Annotated in this window: 13 protein-coding genes; 7 read left to right on the forward strand and 6 right to left on the reverse strand. The window is 35.8% G+C overall.

Translation table 11 applies throughout. The annotated features are described in order from the left end of the window. The first annotated feature begins 152 nt into the window (after positions 1 to 152). Positions 153 to 1,028 (forward strand): tyrosine-protein phosphatase, encoded by an 876-nt coding sequence (locus C8D70_RS09670; RefSeq protein ID WP_110367184.1) that lies wholly within the window; start codon positions 153 to 155, stop codon positions 1,026 to 1,028. A 122-nt stretch (positions 1,029 to 1,150) separates the two neighbouring features. Continuing rightward, positions 1,151 to 2,542: an arginine decarboxylase gene (locus tag C8D70_RS09675; RefSeq protein ID WP_076596558.1), complete on the forward strand. Its 1,392-nt coding sequence runs from the start codon at positions 1,151 to 1,153 to the stop codon at positions 2,540 to 2,542. A 229-nt stretch (positions 2,543 to 2,771) separates the two neighbouring features. Here the strand turns inward: C8D70_RS09675 and C8D70_RS09680 are convergent, their stop codons facing one another. Then, a complete protein-coding gene (locus C8D70_RS09680) occupies positions 2,772 to 3,431 on the reverse strand; it encodes an HAD family hydrolase (protein ID WP_076596557.1) in 660 nt (219 codons plus the stop codon). Positions 3,432 to 3,758: 327 nt separating this feature from the next. Between C8D70_RS09680 and speB the strand changes: the two genes are divergently transcribed. From speB to C8D70_RS09695, 3 genes are all read left to right on the forward strand, one after another. Continuing rightward, entirely contained in the window at positions 3,759 to 4,616 is an 858-nt protein-coding gene (gene speB / locus C8D70_RS09685; RefSeq protein ID WP_076596556.1) for an agmatinase, read from the forward strand. A gap of 67 nt (positions 4,617 to 4,683) precedes the next feature. Continuing rightward, complete coding sequence (locus C8D70_RS09690; RefSeq protein ID WP_076596555.1) at positions 4,684 to 5,526, forward strand: bifunctional helix-turn-helix domain-containing protein/methylated-DNA--[protein]-cysteine S-methyltransferase; 843 nt, start codon at positions 4,684 to 4,686, stop codon at positions 5,524 to 5,526. Positions 5,527 to 5,896: 370 nt separating this feature from the next. Next, a complete protein-coding gene (locus C8D70_RS09695) occupies positions 5,897 to 6,505 on the forward strand; it encodes an alpha-ketoglutarate-dependent dioxygenase AlkB family protein (protein WP_076596616.1) in 609 nt (202 codons plus the stop codon). A 349-nt stretch (positions 6,506 to 6,854) separates the two neighbouring features. Here the strand turns inward: C8D70_RS09695 and C8D70_RS09700 are convergent, their stop codons facing one another. The 4 genes from C8D70_RS09700 to C8D70_RS09715 all read right to left on the reverse strand — a co-directional run bounded on the left by C8D70_RS09700 (position 6,855) and on the right by C8D70_RS09715 (position 12,741). Continuing rightward, positions 6,855 to 8,714, reverse strand: coding sequence for a CocE/NonD family hydrolase (locus tag C8D70_RS09700; RefSeq protein WP_110367163.1), 1,860 nt, complete (start codon positions 8,712 to 8,714; stop codon positions 6,855 to 6,857). A 248-nt stretch (positions 8,715 to 8,962) separates the two neighbouring features. Then, a complete protein-coding gene (locus tag C8D70_RS09705) occupies positions 8,963 to 11,731 on the reverse strand; it encodes a TonB-dependent receptor (RefSeq protein WP_110367185.1) in 2,769 nt (922 codons plus the stop codon). Between the two features lie 95 nt (positions 11,732 to 11,826). Continuing rightward, positions 11,827 to 12,246: an SH3 domain-containing protein gene (locus C8D70_RS09710; protein WP_076596553.1), complete on the reverse strand. Its 420-nt coding sequence runs from the start codon at positions 12,244 to 12,246 to the stop codon at positions 11,827 to 11,829. A gap of 6 nt (positions 12,247 to 12,252) precedes the next feature. Beyond that, complete coding sequence (locus C8D70_RS09715) at positions 12,253 to 12,741, reverse strand: BON domain-containing protein (RefSeq protein ID WP_047434427.1); 489 nt, start codon at positions 12,739 to 12,741, stop codon at positions 12,253 to 12,255. 220 nt (positions 12,742 to 12,961) lie between these two features. Between C8D70_RS09715 and C8D70_RS09720 the strand changes: the two genes are divergently transcribed. Together C8D70_RS09720 and C8D70_RS09725 are read left to right on the forward strand one after the other, a co-directional pair. Beyond that, positions 12,962 to 14,212 (forward strand): dicarboxylate/amino acid:cation symporter, encoded by a 1,251-nt coding sequence (locus C8D70_RS09720; protein WP_110367164.1) that lies wholly within the window; start codon positions 12,962 to 12,964, stop codon positions 14,210 to 14,212. A 6-nt stretch (positions 14,213 to 14,218) separates the two neighbouring features. Then, the gene (locus tag C8D70_RS09725; protein WP_110367165.1) at positions 14,219 to 14,944 is read left to right on the forward strand and encodes a phytanoyl-CoA dioxygenase family protein; all 726 of its coding nucleotides are present in this window, start codon (positions 14,219 to 14,221) and stop codon (positions 14,942 to 14,944) included. 77 nt (positions 14,945 to 15,021) lie between these two features. Here the strand turns inward: C8D70_RS09725 and C8D70_RS09730 are convergent, their stop codons facing one another. After that, entirely contained in the window at positions 15,022 to 15,792 is a 771-nt protein-coding gene (locus C8D70_RS09730; protein WP_110367166.1) for a hypothetical protein, read from the reverse strand. Positions 15,793 to 15,799 lie beyond the last annotated feature (7 nt).

Consider the following 15,799-nt stretch of genomic DNA (forward strand, 5'->3'; position numbering starts at 1 on the left):
TACCCATTTAAAAAAAAGACTGTCATTAAACACAAATTACACCAATGTTTTTCACAAATGGAACGAATTTATACATCAATAGAAACGGGCTTCAGCCCGTTTAATAAAAATAAATACATCCATTGGCTTTAGCCAAAACCTATCAAAAACCATTGAATAAACTAATCAAAATATCAGTTTTCATCATTTCATTGTGCTGTATTTTCTCATGCAAAACACAGCATTTTGAAACACCCGAATATGGAAAAAATGAAACTCAAAAAGTAATTCATGTCAAGAAAGTTGCCAATTTCCGGACGGTAGGAAACATCAAAAATATAGACGGCAGGACATTGAAGGAAGGAAAACTGTACCGGAGTGCTCATCTAAATAAACTTAAAAAGAAATCTTTTGACGCTTTTGAAAAGCTGGGAATCAAAGAAATTATTGATCTTAGAAATTCCAGGGAAATTGCTCAGAAGCCGGATCAGCTGCCGTCAGAAAGTGTTTACAGAAATTTCTCGGCATTTGAAGATGAAGGAGATCAGCTGGCTCAGGCCAAAAAACTGGTCCTTAAAGGCAAAGTGAATGCATCTGATGCAGACAAAAGAATGATTGATTTCTACCGTGAGTACGTTACTGAAAATCCGGAAACGATTAAAAGGATTATTACGGAGATTCTGGAATCTGAAGATCCTATCCTTTACCACTGCACAGCAGGGAAAGACAGAACAGGAATTACGACAGCATTAATTCTTACGATTCTGAAGTTTGATAAAGAAACTATTTACAACGAATATCTTTTATCTAATAACTACAGGAAAGATCTTATCCTGAAGAGACTTCGTCTGGCCAATAACCTTCATTTCCTTTATCCAAAGATGGATCTGAAGGTGCTGGAAAAACTGAGCTGGGTAGAAAAAAGATACCTTGATGCTGCATTTGAAGAGATCAACAAAAAATATGGCTCCACAGATGCTTATATTAATGAGGTATTAGGGATTTCAGATGCCAAAAGAAGCGGGTATATTCAAAAGTTTACCTATTGATTATCAGAGATAAATTTTTGTAAGATTTAATATTGAGTCCTAAATTAAAATTATAACAATTTTAACACCTAAAAATGAAAGTTTTTTAGCAATTTTGCATTTCTTAATTCACTTGTTTAGAAATGAAAATAAAGTACTCGGAACTTATTGATCAGACATTGTACTTCCCTACAGAGGAATTTAATGTATCTGAGAACAATTTGTTGTTTCACGACGTTCCACTGATGGACGTAGTTGAACAATTTGGCACTCCGCTAAAGATTAGCTATCTGCCGAGAATTTCTCAAAATATTCAGAAAGCGAAAAGCTGGTTTAAAGAAGCTTTTGAAAAAACCGAATATAGAAAGAATTATACCTACTGCTACTGCACAAAATCCAGTCATTTTAATTTTGTATTGGAAGAAGCATTGAAAAATGACATTTCAATAGAAACTTCTTCTGCTTATGATATGGATATTGTAAAGTCTCTTTATGAAAAAGAGAAAGTAGATAAAAATATTGAAGTCATCTGTAATGGTTTCAAAACTGATGATTATCTGGCAAAGATCTCAGATATGATCAACAGCGGTTTTGAAAATATTACTCCGATTCTTGATAATTACAGAGAATTGGATAAACTTACAGAAAGCATCGATTCTACCTTTAATATCGGAATCAGAATCGCATCAGAGGAAGAGCCGAAGTTTGAATTCTATACCTCAAGATTAGGGATCGGGTATAAAGATATTATCCCTTATTACAGTCAGAAAATCGCAGAACACCCGAATGCAAGATTGAAAATGCTTCACTTCTTCATCAATACAGGGATTAAGGATACTTCATATTACTGGAACGAATTGTATAAATGTCTGCGTGTATATGCACGTTTGAAGAAAATCGCTCCTGAAGTGGATTCACTGAACATCGGTGGTGGTTTCCCAATCAAAACTTCTCTGAACTTTGATTATGACTATCAGTATATGGTGGAAGAAATCGTTTCTCAGATCAAGAAATTCTGTGAAGAGGAAGGAGTAGAAGAACCTAATATTTACACTGAGTTCGGAAGCTTTACCGTAGGAGAAAGTGGAGCGAATCTTTATAAAATCATTTCTCAGAAACGTCAGAACGACAGAGAAAAATGGAATATGATTGATTCTTCTTTCATGACCACTCTTCCTGATACGTGGGCTATTTCAAGACACTTTATCATGCTTCCGCTTAACCGTTGGGAAGATACTTATGAAAGAGTTTTCCTTGGAGGATTAACTTGCGATTCAGATGATTATTATAACTCGGAACAACATACCAACGCAATTTATTTGCCTGTTTTCAGTGATACAAAACCTTTGTATATCGGATTTTTCCACACCGGGGCTTATCAGGAAACCATCGGAGGATATGGTGGAGTACACCACTGTCTGATGCCTCAGCCGAGACATGTCCTGATTCAGAAAGATGAAAACGGTGAACTGAAATATGAGATTTTCCGTGAAAAGCAGGAACCGGAAGATGTATTGAAACTTCTTGGTTATTAATAATTTTATGATCAGTAGAAATGGGCTTTAGCCCATTTACAATCAATAGAAAAGTCAATGGGCTTTAGCCAAAACTTATAGAAAACAAAAGAGGCTGTCTCAAAAGTGTCATTCTGAACGAAATGAAATGTAGTGAAGAATCTCATGTGTTTGGTTATCAATGAGATTCTTCCTTCGTTAGAATGACAAAAGCCAGATTGTTTGACTTTTAAGACAGCCTCTTTTTTGTTTAAAAATATTTTGAAATTTTATCCAGTTCCAGATCTTCATAATCTGAAACTACCGTATCAGCCAATGTATAATCCTGATTTTTAGAATGTGGACTTCTGTATGCAGCGCAGAAAATTTTAGCGCGGTGTGCAGCAAGAATTCCGTTGGTAGAATCCTCAATCACCATACAGTTTTCAACAGGTTCATCCGCCATTTCTGCCGCCAGTAAAAAAACTTCAGGATGAGGTTTTGATTCCTTTAAATCCGCCCCGCTGATCTTTCCACTGAAATATTGTTCCAGTCCAAATTTTTCAAAAACCATATTGATGGTTACCATTGTTGCAGAAGAAGCCAGAATCAGCTTGAGTCCATTTTCGTGATAATGCTCGATCAGTTTTCTTACTCCCGGAATTAAATCAAATTCGTCATCATTATAAAAATAATCTTTGAAATGAGACCTTTTGATTCCTGCAATGGATTCGTAAGTCTGATTTAGATTAAATTCCTTAATCAGAGTTTCAGAAACTCTTTTAGTAGATGCTCCGGTAAAAGAGGTGTAAAGCTCTTCAGAAACAGCAATTTCCAGTTCATCAAACGTTTTGAAATAAGCTTTTCTATGTAATGGTTCTGTATCTACAATCACACCATCCATATCGAAAAGAACAGCTTTTAAAGGCATATTATGAGTTTTGTACAAAAATAGGAAATTGAGTTGAAAAGGGAAAACTCAATAAGGCAGGAAGTCTGAAGAGGGAAGCAGGAAGTTATTCTATGAAAAATTTCAATATATCGATAATAAATAGATTGAAGGTATTTGTTAAATTGAACTCAAAATGATTCTTTAAACATTCATTACTTCCTTCTTCTAGCCTCCGGCTTCCTGGCAAATATTCAAGGATAATTATCATTTACAAACTCTCCGACGCTCTTACTCTTCAACTCATAAATCTTCGTATCTTTGTGGTCAATATTTCAATTTTAAAACATTAAAATTTTTAAATAAAGCATGAGAACATACGCAGGAATTCCCGAGGAAAACGCAACACTAGAGAATTCGAAAGTAATGTTGGTAACTGTTCCTTACGATGGAACTTCAACATGGGGTAAAGGAGCTGATAAAGGTCCGGAATTATTTTTAAACGCTTCTGAAAACATGGAGCTTTATGATATTGAAACTCAAACAGAACCTTATCTACAGGGAGTTTACTTAGCTGGTGAAGTTTCTGAAAATTCTTCTCCTGAAGCAATGACAGAGGCGGTTTATCAGAAAACAAAAGAACTTTTGAACAATGAGGGTAAATTATTTACTCTTTTTGGAGGAGAGCACTCTGTTTCTATCGGTTCTATCCGTGCGGTAGGAGAGAAGTTTGAAAACCTTACTGTTCTTCAGTTGGATGCTCACACAGATTTACGTCCTGAGTTCCACGGTTCTACTTCCAACCATGCTTGTGCAGTGTTTGAAGCTAATCAGAAGCATAACTTAGTACAGGTGGGAATCCGTTCTATGGATGCTGAGGAAGCTGAATATTTACCGGAAGGAAGAGTATTCTTTGCTCACGAAATCGCAAACAACGAGAACTGGATCAATGATGTATTGGAAAAAGTATCAGGAAATGTGTATATCACTATTGATTTAGATGCTTTCGATCCTTCAATTGCTCCATCTACAGGAACTCCTGAGCCAGGTGGATTACAATGGTATCCAACGTTGGAATTATTAAGAAAAGTATTTGAAAAATGTAACGTAGTAGCATTTGATATTGTAGAATTAATGGATTCTCCAATGGCTAAGCCAACGGCTTTCCTTTCTGCGAAGTTATATTACAAAATGCTTGCTTACTACGATATTTATAACAACAACTAATTCCGCAAGAATCGGATTTTTTCTGCCGTATATTCTTTGGAAATTTGTGAGGTAAAATAACAATACAATGTCCACACAAAGTCAGATAGATTATAACAGAATTGCCAAGGCGATAGAATATATCCGGAGCAATTTCAGGCTTCAGCCAAGTTTGGAGGAAGTGGCAGAGAATATTCACCTGAGTCCGGCCCATTTTCAGAAGATCTTTACAGATTGGGCAGGAACAAGTCCGAAAAAATTTTTACAGTTCATCAGTCTTGAACATGCTAAAAATTTATTGAAGGAAGAAAAGGCAAGTTTGTTTGATACCGCTTATGAGACAGGACTTTCCAGTACCAGCAGGCTGCATGATCTGTTTGTGAAAATAGAAGGAATGTCTCCGGCAGAATATAAAAACGGAGGAAAAAGTCTTAGTATTCATTACAGTTTTTCCGAGAGTCCTTTCGGAAATATCTTAGTAGCTTCTACAGAAAAAGGAATCTGCTATATGGCTTTTGAAGATAATAAAGAAAAAGCATTCGGGGAACTGAAACAGAAGTTCCCCAATGCTTTTTTTATTGAAAAACTAGATACTCTTCAAAAGAATGCATTGTCCATATTCGATAAAGACTGGACAAAACTCAACACCATAAAATTACATTTAAAAGGAACCGATTTTCAGCTGAAAGTATGGGAAAGTCTGCTGAAAATTCCAATGGGAAAATTGTCTACATATGGTAGCCTGGCAGAAAAAATTGGAAATCCTAAAGCTTCCAGAGCTGTTGGAACGGCTATTGGAAGTAATCCGGTTGCATTTCTTATTCCATGTCACCGCGTGATTCAGTCTACCGGGCATCTTGGCGGCTACAGATGGGGAAGTGATAGGAAACAGCTGATTGTTGGTTGGGAGGGTTCACAAATGTACTCGTAACGTATTTTTACCACAAAAGATACAAAAGGATTCTTCTTTTATTAAGTTTTGGCTAAAGCCAATGGATTAGATTATTTTTGTTAAATGGGCTAAAGCCCATTCCTATTGATATAAAATTCGTGTCATTTGTGAAAAACATTGGTGCCATTTGTGTTTAATGACAGTCTTTTTTTAAAATGGATAAGGCCCGTTTCTATTGATATAAAATTCGTGTCATTTATGAAAAACATTGGTGCCATTTGTGTTTAATGACAGTCTTTTTTTAAAATGGATAAGGCCCGTTTCTATTGATATAAGAATTCGTGTTATTTGTGAAAGACATTAGCGCCATTTGTGTTTAAATATAAAAGCATTTAATTAAAAAGTTATGATGAGTCTCTTCGAAGAAATATCCGATTATCCCCTAAATATCCTTCCACACGATGGAACTGTTCATTATTACGGTAAGGTTTTCTCCAAAGAACAATCAGATTTTTACTATGATTATCTGCTCAGCCAGATTCCATGGGAAAACGATGAGGCATTAATCTTTGGAAAATTGATTGTAACCAAAAGGAAAGTAGCCTGGTTTGGAGAGAAAGCTTTTGAATATACCTATTCGAAAAGAACAAAATATGCCCAATTCTGGACTCCCGAATTACTGGAACTGAAGAAAAAATGTGAAGAAGTTTCAGGAGAAACTTACAATTCTTGTCTGCTTAATTTATACCATGACGGAAGCGAAGGCATGGCTTATCACAGCGATGGTGAAACAGATCTGAAAAAGCATGGAGCAATTGCCTCTCTGACCTTTGGAGCGGAAAGAAAGTTTTTATTCAAACATAAAACAACCAAAGAAAAGGCAGAAATATTCCTCGAAAACGGAAGCTTATTAATTATGAAAGGAACCACTCAGGACCACTGGCTGCACAGACTTCCTCCCACTACAAAAGTGAAAACTCCCAGAGTAAACCTTACCTTCAGAACCATTGAGGAATAATTTTTAGGAAAAATTTTATCCATACGTTTGTCACTCCGTAGAGTCTCAAATGATGCTGATCTAATGATGCAGACCTCACGCAGATTTTAAAGAATTGAGCTTTTCATCTCCATCAATAGAAGTGGGCTTTAGCCCACTTAAACAAAAGAATAAATTCGTCCGGCTTTAGCCAAAAGCTAAAAACAAAAACTTCAACTCCTCAGAAATAAAAGAGGCTGTCTCAAAAGTCAAACAATCTGGCTTTTGTCATTCTGACGAAGGAAGAATCTCATTGATAACCAAACATATGAGATTCTTCACTACATTTCATTTCGTTCAGAATGACACTTTTGAGACAGCCTCTTTCAATTTATTTTAAAACATCAGCTTCAATAGAGCTGTCATCATATACTTTAATAAATGCCTTGGTGTAATCCTCTTTATTGGCAAAATTCGGATTATCCATAAATTTCTGCGGGTTGATTGCGAAAAGCGGAAACCAAGTACTGCTGATCTGAATCTGGATTTTATGTCCTTTTTTGAACGTATGAACCACATCCTGAAGTCTGAAATTAACAGCCGTTTTCTGGTTCGGAACTAAGGCTTCTCCCTTTTCTTTTGTATTTCTGAATCTTGCAGGCATGATCTCACTTCTTACCATCTGGTGATAGTTCCCATAGATCACTCCATCTTTCTTTTCTGCAGGTTTGAAATCTTCAGGATAAACATCAATTAATTTTACGGCAAAATCAGCATCTGTAGAAGTGGATGCAATATTCAGTTTAGCCATGATCTCTCCGGCAAATGTAATATCATCAGTCAGTACATCGGTAGTAAACGTTAATACATCTGGTCTTCCTACAGCAAATCTCTGGTCTTCCGACATATAATTTTTTGGAGTGAAGCCATTAAAATCTTTTAAATGATCTGAGCTTAAAACAGGATTGTTAGGATCACTGTAATATTCAGAATATCCTTGTCCTGATGTTTTTTTCAAGGTTTTATCAGCCAGATAGAAGTTCACTTTCTGAGCATTTTTCGGTGGGTAAGAAGCAAATTCCTTCCATGCTTTAGCACCGGTGTCATACATTAATGCTTCAGGAAGTCCTGCGTCTTCTTTGGTATTGCCTTTCAGATAATGATTGAAGAATTTTGTTTCAATATTTTTCTGATAGTACGTAGCAATGCTGTCGCCAAAATAAGTTTCACTGTGGAAGTGTTTTCCCTGCTCCTGAGACCAGCCGCCATGAGAGAATGGTCCCATAACGATGGTGTTTTTAGCTTTAGGGCTTGTTTTTTCGATAGTTTTATAAATATTCAATGGTCCTGAAAGATCTTCTGCATCAAACCATCCGCCGACAGTCATTACAGCATGGCTGATATTTTTCAGGTGAGGAAGGAGACCTCTTTTCTGCCAGAATTCATCATAGTTGGTATGATTCATAATTTCTGTCATGAAGAAGTTATTCTTGTAATATTTTTCATATCCGTCTTTCAGCGTACCCATATCTCTGTAGAATTTTAATCCATCCTCAGAAGTCTGCTTAATGAAAGAATCCATATACCATGCCTGTTTTTCCGGTTGCGTTTTCTGAACACCAAAAACCGGGAACGTTCTGAAGTATCCCAGCATAAATCTTCCGTTGTGAAGGAAATCGTCATTCCAGAAATCGGAAATAGGTGCCTGTGGTGAAGAAGCTACCAAAGCCGGGTGCTGTGACAACGTTCCTACAGCGGTATAAAATCCGGGATATGATGTTCCAAACTGGCCTACTTTACCATTGTTATCTTTCACATTTTTCAAAAGCCATTCGATGGTATCGTACGTATCTGTACTTTCATCAACATCTTTTTTGGTTTTACGCTCCACCTGTGGTGTCATATTGGTAAAAGTACCTTCACTCATATATCTTCCGCGTACATCCTGATACACGAAAATATACTTGTCTTTCATCAGATAAGTGTTGGGACCTACCTTTGTTTTATATTCACTCTCTCCGTAAGGGGCAATGCTGTAGCAGGTTCTCTGCATCAGGAACGGGTATTTGTTCTTGTTCGATATATCTTTTGGGATATACACTGCTGTGAAAAGTTTCATGCCATCACGCATTGGAATATAAAATTCTTTCTTGGTGAAATTGTCTTTAACGAAATTGTCTTTCTGTTCCGTTTTCTGAGCTTTTCCAAGAATGAAAAAAAGAATACATAATACTGAAATATGGATTTTCATAAAAAAAATTTGATGCTAATTTAAAAATAAAAACACGGTTATTGACTAAAAGACATTAGTATTTATTGGAATGTGTTTATGCTAAACCACCCCGTCAAAAATTCTTTGAATTTTCGCCACCCCTCCGGAGGAGGGGAATTTTACATCTTCAGTGGTGATTGTATTCAGGGTTCAATTTTGTTTATTCATAGAAATAGCCGGAAAGATCCGGCCATTATCAAAAATATATATAAAAGTATAGTGTTGCTTTACTGCGTCTTTTTACCTGCAAACTTATTCAGTTTCATGCTGATGGAGAACATGATGTATCGTTTCAGGATGAGGTCTTCACGGTCTTCAAAATAAGAATCGGTAATGGTTCTTCTCACGCTTTGATTTTGATTCAAGACATCGTAGATTTTTACCTTTGCCGTAAACTGTTTTTTATAGAATGAATATCCAAGGCTGGTATTCCAGAAGTAGAAATCCTTTTTGAAGCCCGGAGCAATATTGGAGTTGGTATTGTATTCAAAATCATTTCCAAATACAAATCTGCCCTGCAGCATATAATTCGTCAGTTCCAGTTTTAAGGATTGATTGGCTGTATTTACATTCGTTATATTGTAATTGGTATAATTTGAAAAATTGTATCCAAGTCTGTAAGAAGGCTTAATCGTCATTTTATCTTTAATTTCATAGGTAAGATTAAGTCCAGGGTTAAGACTATATGTTTTGCTGGTAAAAGCCTGTCCGTCTATAAAACCATTATTGTAAGCATAATTCATGGTGAATCTTGGATTGATAATAAGTTTATTATTCTTCCATTTCAATACTTTACTGAAACCTCCGCCGGCATTGATGCTTTTATTTCCGCTTACATTGTCGTAAGTGATCACCTGTTTTCCTGCATTATCATAGGTAGAAAAATTGATGATGTCATTATTTCTGTACGTAAAACCAACGTTGAAATAGTAGCTGAGATCTTTTACTTTATTATAATTATTGAAATACAGATAAAGATTGTTGGTCCAGGTATTTTTCAAATTCGGATTTCCCTGATAGCTAATTAAAGGATTGGATTCATCTTTATAGGGAGTCAGTTGTTCTGCTGTCGGAATGGTGAAGTTGGAATAGTTGTAAAAGTTTAAAGTTTTTCCTTCTGACAGTTGATAGTAAAGGTTCACATTATATTGGGGTAGTACAAAATTTTTCTGCAGATCATATTGCTGACCGTTATAGATTGAATTTACTTTCATATCTGAAATATCAAGGTTCATGGAAGCCCAGAAATTCAGTTTCTTTTTGCTGATTTGATAAGTGAACTCAGGAGATATCTGATTAATTCTTTGCTTCATATTGTTGGATAAAAGCTGATTGAATTTAGTGTAATCTCCGGTTGTATTATCAAAATCATTTACATTTCTCAAATCTCTGGAAGATCGGGTTTCATATTTTACTTCAAAACTTACACTGGAAGAATCGGAAACAGGTTCCGTATATCCTGCACTGAAATTGAAACTGCTGTTCTGATTTTTATTTTTGGCTAACTGATCCCTGTTGTCTGCCGTTGTCCCACTGGGTTGATAGAAAGTGTTTTGGGACTGGTTCAGGTTATCCCTTCTGGATTCTGAAATGGAACTGTTCATATTGGCTGAAATGGAACGGCCTTTTTTCTTAAACTTTCTTGAAAAGTAGAGGTATGGATTGAATGAACTGCTTTCCGAATCATTACTTGAATAAGCATTACTTTCATTCACAAGTTTGCCATTATTTAAAGTAGATGAACGTGAATTATTAAAATTAAAACTGCTGTTTTTCGTAAATCTTGGAGAAAGATAGATGCTAGTCATAGAATCCAGCTTTATTTTAACCGAAGTATCAAAACTGTATTGTTTGGATTCATTTTCTCCATTGCTTTCAGAACTGGTCTGAAGGGTGTAAGTGGGGAGAAGTGTAGATCTTGAAACTTTAGATCTCGTTTCCATATTGGAATCGGAATGCATCAGACTGAAAGAATCCAGGTCAGCATCTTTTCCCAGCTTGTCACTATAGTTTAATCCAATGGTTGTAGACCTTTGAATACCTTTTGCACCGCCACCCTGGCTATAGTAAGTCACATTTCCTACCGTTGAGACAGATCCTCCCTGCATCATCCAGGCATTCCGGCCATTTCCCATACTGTCAAAAACCTCATCCCTGGAAAATCCCTGTGAATTGATGTTATTGGAAGAAGCCAATAAACTTATTTTCGTATCCCCTTTAAAATAACTCGCCAGTCCGCTTGCTTCATATCGCTTGTCTGATCCATAGCCTACCGTAAGTCTGGTCAGCAAACCTTTATTTTTCTTTTCATCAATATTAAAGTTGATGGTGGTATTCTGAGATTTGGCTGCTTTTCCGCTGAGTTCTTCCTCTTTTGTTTTGGTGGTGGTAAACTGAATATTCTTAATAATATCTGCCGGTAAATTCTGAAGGGCGATTTTCCCATCTTTATCAAAGAAAGGTTTTCCATTAATCATAATTTGGTCTACTTCTTTGCCATTCACGGTAATTTTTCCCTCATTGCTGATTTCCACACCGGGGATCTGCTTCAGAAGTTCCTCAATTTTACTGTCAGGGCGTACTTTGATCGCTGCAGCATTGAATTCAATAGTATCTTTTTTGATTTTTACCGGAGAAACGGTGATTTTTACTTCATCAATTGTATTCACAATCCCTTGTTTCTCAAGCTGAATATCTCCAAGCGATAATGACTGATCTATTTTCTCAAATTTTTTTGAATAGGAAGATAATTTATCAGCATCAATTTTAAGAATGGAAGGTTCTTTCATATCATCAATCTTCAGCGAGAATTTCCCTTCCCTATTGGTAGCCGTATAATTGATAATGGATGAATCTTTTTCTTTTAAAAGATAGACGGTGGCATTTTCTATCGCTTTCTTTTCAGAATCTGATATTTTTCCGTCAATATGTAGTTTTTGGGCGTGCAGAATAATGACTGTGAACATCAAAGTCAATAGCAACAGAGTTTTCTTCATTAGTTTTTTTTCAGAGCCGTAAAAATATAAAAACATCCCAAAGCTGGGATGTTTCTATGCTTTTTTTGTGAAAATTTATTATTTTTTAATAAAAATTATGCTCTTAAATATCTTGAGTAAGCATATCCTTCCTGGCCGTCAGCATTTTTTACTTTCCACCAGTCATCAGAAGTTTGCTCAATAAGAGTCACAGAAGAGCCTTTGGCAGCTTTACCTACAACGGCAGCTTCAGTAGAAGGTTCTTGTCTGATATTAAGATTAGACTCTTCAGTAGCCACTGTTAAAGAAGCTCCTGAAGCAAGACCTGCAACCTGTACATCAATATTGATATCTGAAGCAGAATAAGTAGAATCAATAGCTCCCAGAGCATTCCATACCGCATCTTTAGCCGCAGTGTTGGAAGCATTTCCGGAAACGTAAAGAATTCCGTCCTGCTCCTGAACCTGAAGATTGGAAATCCCTGCAGACTGTGCCGCTGAAACTACGCTTGAATATTTATCTTGTAATTCGCTCATCTTAAATTATTTTACGATTAGGTTGTTGTTATACTTTCCGATTTTCAAAGCATCTACAGATTCTTTGATTTTTCTAGCCTGTAAGCCGGAAACATTTCCTGTAAGAGTAAGCTGTCCGTTTACAACTTCTACTTTTACAGAAGGGAAATCCTTCACCGCATCCTGAACTTTTTTCTGAACAGCAGGATCTACAGCAGAAGTAGTTTCCACTGGGGCAGGAGCAGGGGCAGCTGCTATAGTAGACATATCCATTACGTCTTTTACTCCGCTAATTGCTTTTAGTTTTGCAATCATCGCATCTTTCGACTGTTGATCTGCAAAAGTACCGCTTAAGTGAGCTACACCTTCTTTTACTTCCACAGAAGCATTGGGATTAGAAGTTACTATAGTTGTAGCCTGAGTCTGAAGGTCGGCATCAGAAACTTTCTTTTTACAAGAAATAGCACCGAAAGATACAGCTACAGCTAATGCAGCCATTGCAATAGTTTTTTTCATATTGTATATTTATTAATGTTGTTATACACTCAAATGTAATAATAAAATTTGTACCAAAAGAATAAAAATTCAATAAATGTTTCTTAATTTTTTTACAATATTTTCTAAACCAGGGAATTAATTTTTTGAGATTAAAAACTTAATGGAAAAATTATCTCTGTAGAAGAAAATCTTCTGCCAATTGAAAAACCATTATATTTGCGCAAATTGAACTATATATATGAAAGGACAGAATAAACTTTTTATAGCAATTATCATAGCACTTCTTCTGGGTGTAGGAATTGGAGGTATTGTACACGTAAGCTATCCGGATAGTGCAGAACCATTTTCTAAAAATATAAAACTGTTGGGAACAGTTTTTATCAGATTGGTACAGATGATTATTGCTCCATTGGTTTTTACAACATTAGTAGTGGGGATTGCCAAAATGAGTGATATCAAAATGATCGGAAGAGTAGGTACAAAAGCCATGCTTTGGTTTATTTCAGCTTCTCTGATTTCCCTTTTTATCGGGCTGATCCTCGTTAACTGGCTGGAGCCGGGACATGTTACAAAATTACCAATTCAGGATGTGGCTTCTGCTGATGAACTTCTTAAAAGCAGCAAAAGTTTTTCCATGGAAGACTTTGTAAAACACATGATTCCTAAAAGTTTATTTGAAGCCTTTGCTACCAATGAAGTATTGCAGATTGTTGTATTTGCGGTAATGTTCGGAGTTGCACTGGCTAATTTAGGAGAAGAATATGCTAAACCTGTAGTAAAGCTTTTTGATATTATTGCTCATGCTATTCTTAAGATGGTAGGATATATCATGTGGTTTGCGCCGCTTGGAGTATTGGGAGCTATTGCAGCCGTAGTGGCCACCAATGGTTTTGAAATCTTTAAAGTATATGCTATTTATTTAAGAGACTTCTTCTTTGCTATAGCTGTTCTTTGGCTGGTGCTTTTATTGGTAGGATATTTTATCTTAGGAAACCGTCTTTTTGACCTTTTAAAAAGAATTAAAGAGCCATTATTGATTGCTTTCTCTACTACAAGTTCAGAAGCGGTATTCCCTAAATTGGTGGAAGAATTAGAAAAATTTGGATGTAACAGCAGAGTGGTATCTTTTATCTTACCTTTAGGATATTCGTTCAATCTGGATGGAAGTATGATGTATATGACATTTGCTTCAATCTTTATTGCCCAGATCTACGGAATTGAAATGACTCTTGGACAGCAGATCACCATGCTTTTGGTATTGATGCTCACTTCAAAAGGAATTGCAGGAGTTCCGAGAGCTTCTCTGGTGATTATCGTGGCAACCTGTTCAATGTTCGGTATTCCGCCGGAAGGTATTGCTTTAATTTTACCAATTGATCATTTCTGTGACATGGGTAGAAGTATGACCAACGTATTAGGAAATACACTGGCAACTACAGCCGTTTCAAAATGGGAAGGACAATTAACAGAACCATTAGACAAAATTTAAATATCAATGAGTTTAAAAAACTTAGAAAATCATAAAAGCCATATTGAAGAATATGGCTTTGCTGTTATCAATAATATGTTTTCGCAGAAAGAGTTAGAAGACATCAGCCATGTTCTGCACAATATAGACACTTCCAAAGAAAACTTTAGAAAGTCTGAAGATCTTTTCGCCATAAGACAGTTTTTAAAAGAAGTTCCGGAAATCAAAGACCTGATTTTTAATGGAAATATTCAGAAAATAATCAAGGAAATTTTCGGAGAAAAATATTTTGTGGTCAAAACTATTTATTTTGATAAGCCTGAAACCTCCAACTGGTATGTAGCTTATCATCAGGATCTGACTATTTCTGTAGATAAAAAACTGGAACTGGATAACTTTGGTCCATGGACTACCAAACAAAATCAGTTCGCGGTACAGCCTCCACTGAATATTCTGGAAAATATCTACACCATCAGAATTCATCTGGATGATACCGATGAAAATAACGGAGCATTGAAGGTAGTTCCCAAATCTCATGCAAAAGGCATTTACAGACCCGAGACTATTGATTGGGCTGTAGAAACAGAAGAAATCTGCAACGTTAAAAAAGGAGGAATTATGCTGATGAAACCTTTAACGCTTCATGGTTCCAACCGAACCACCAACGGAAAGAAAAGAAGAGTCATTCATATCGAATTTTCTGATATAGAACTTCCCGAAGTCCTGCAATGGTCGGAAAGAATGAATGGATAAAAAATCGCCCTTTCAATTTTAGAAGGGCGATTTTTATTGCAGGAAGAGGGATGCTGGAAGAAGTAATTATTTGGGTTTTAATCACAGGATATGATTTCACCATACGACTTGTCTATATTTTCTTTATGATAATAGAGAAATAGCAAACCTTCTTTTGAATTGGGAATCCAGAAAGATGTCGGTGTGGAGACTTTCATCTTTGTTTTCAGTATATTTTCGATCATACTATCCTTACTTCCAAAAGTTGTAACAGGAGTAATTTCCTGAATTTTTGATGTATCATCTATTTTTACTTTATAGATAGCAAAAGGCTGCTTAGGCTTGAATCCACTGATCTTTGATAAATCAGATCTATATTCAGTGTGAAATTCATCATAGCAACGGGTAAACTGTAAGCCTATAAACCTGAATGTATTATTATTTAAATAGGTAAAGGCTTTTTCCAGATTTTTAAGCCACGATTTTTCATCTTTTGTTGGTTTATTTTCCAGTTTTGATTTTGGAGTACAGGATGAAATGGAATACGTGTTATTATATTGGTTTAAAAAGATCAGATATCTTTCATTAGGAAGTACATCAATTTCACAAGCTCCGGAATAGGAATTTCCAATGAGTCCTCTCACATTCATTGTTTTGAATTTTTTAGCTCCCTTATATACTTTTTCTATTTCAATATCTGCTTTATAGGTTCTTTGCTCAGTGTTTTCGTCATATACTTTCAAAATTTTGATAATACCTACAAAATTAGAATTTTGATAATTCTGTGCTAAGGTTTCATATACACATTTACAGGCTGAAACTTTTATGAGACTTAAAAGTAAAAAGAATAGTAATGATAATTTTTTCATCTATAAT

It is taken from the genome of Chryseobacterium sp. CBTAP 102, from assembly GCF_003201365.1.
GTDB lineage: Bacteria > Bacteroidota > Bacteroidia > Flavobacteriales > Weeksellaceae > Chryseobacterium > Chryseobacterium candidae.

Excerpts from the sequence above, each read along its gene's own strand:
- speB (WP_076596556.1), top strand. The coding sequence starts at position 3,759 with ATGAGAACATACGCAGGAATTCCCGAGGAAAACGCAACACTAGAGAAT.
- C8D70_RS09690 (WP_076596555.1), top strand. The coding sequence starts at position 4,684 with ATGTCCACACAAAGTCAGATAGATTATAACAGAATTGCCAAGGCGATA.
- C8D70_RS09675 (WP_076596558.1), top strand. The coding sequence starts at position 1,151 with ATGAAAATAAAGTACTCGGAACTTATTGATCAGACATTGTACTTCCCT.
- C8D70_RS09720 (WP_110367164.1), top strand. The coding sequence starts at position 12,962 with ATGAAAGGACAGAATAAACTTTTTATAGCAATTATCATAGCACTTCTT.
- C8D70_RS09730 (WP_110367166.1), bottom strand. The coding sequence starts at position 15,792 with ATGAAAAAATTATCATTACTATTCTTTTTACTTTTAAGTCTCATAAAA.
- C8D70_RS09715 (WP_047434427.1), bottom strand. The coding sequence starts at position 12,741 with ATGAAAAAAACTATTGCAATGGCTGCATTAGCTGTAGCTGTATCTTTC.
- C8D70_RS09695 (WP_076596616.1), top strand. The coding sequence starts at position 5,897 with ATGAGTCTCTTCGAAGAAATATCCGATTATCCCCTAAATATCCTTCCA.
- C8D70_RS09710 (WP_076596553.1), bottom strand. The coding sequence starts at position 12,246 with ATGAGCGAATTACAAGATAAATATTCAAGCGTAGTTTCAGCGGCACAG.
- C8D70_RS09725 (WP_110367165.1), top strand. The coding sequence starts at position 14,219 with ATGAGTTTAAAAAACTTAGAAAATCATAAAAGCCATATTGAAGAATAT.
- C8D70_RS09705 (WP_110367185.1), bottom strand. The coding sequence starts at position 11,731 with ATGAAGAAAACTCTGTTGCTATTGACTTTGATGTTCACAGTCATTATT.
- C8D70_RS09680 (WP_076596557.1), bottom strand. The coding sequence starts at position 3,431 with ATGCCTTTAAAAGCTGTTCTTTTCGATATGGATGGTGTGATTGTAGAT.
- C8D70_RS09700 (WP_110367163.1), bottom strand. The coding sequence starts at position 8,714 with ATGAAAATCCATATTTCAGTATTATGTATTCTTTTTTTCATTCTTGGA.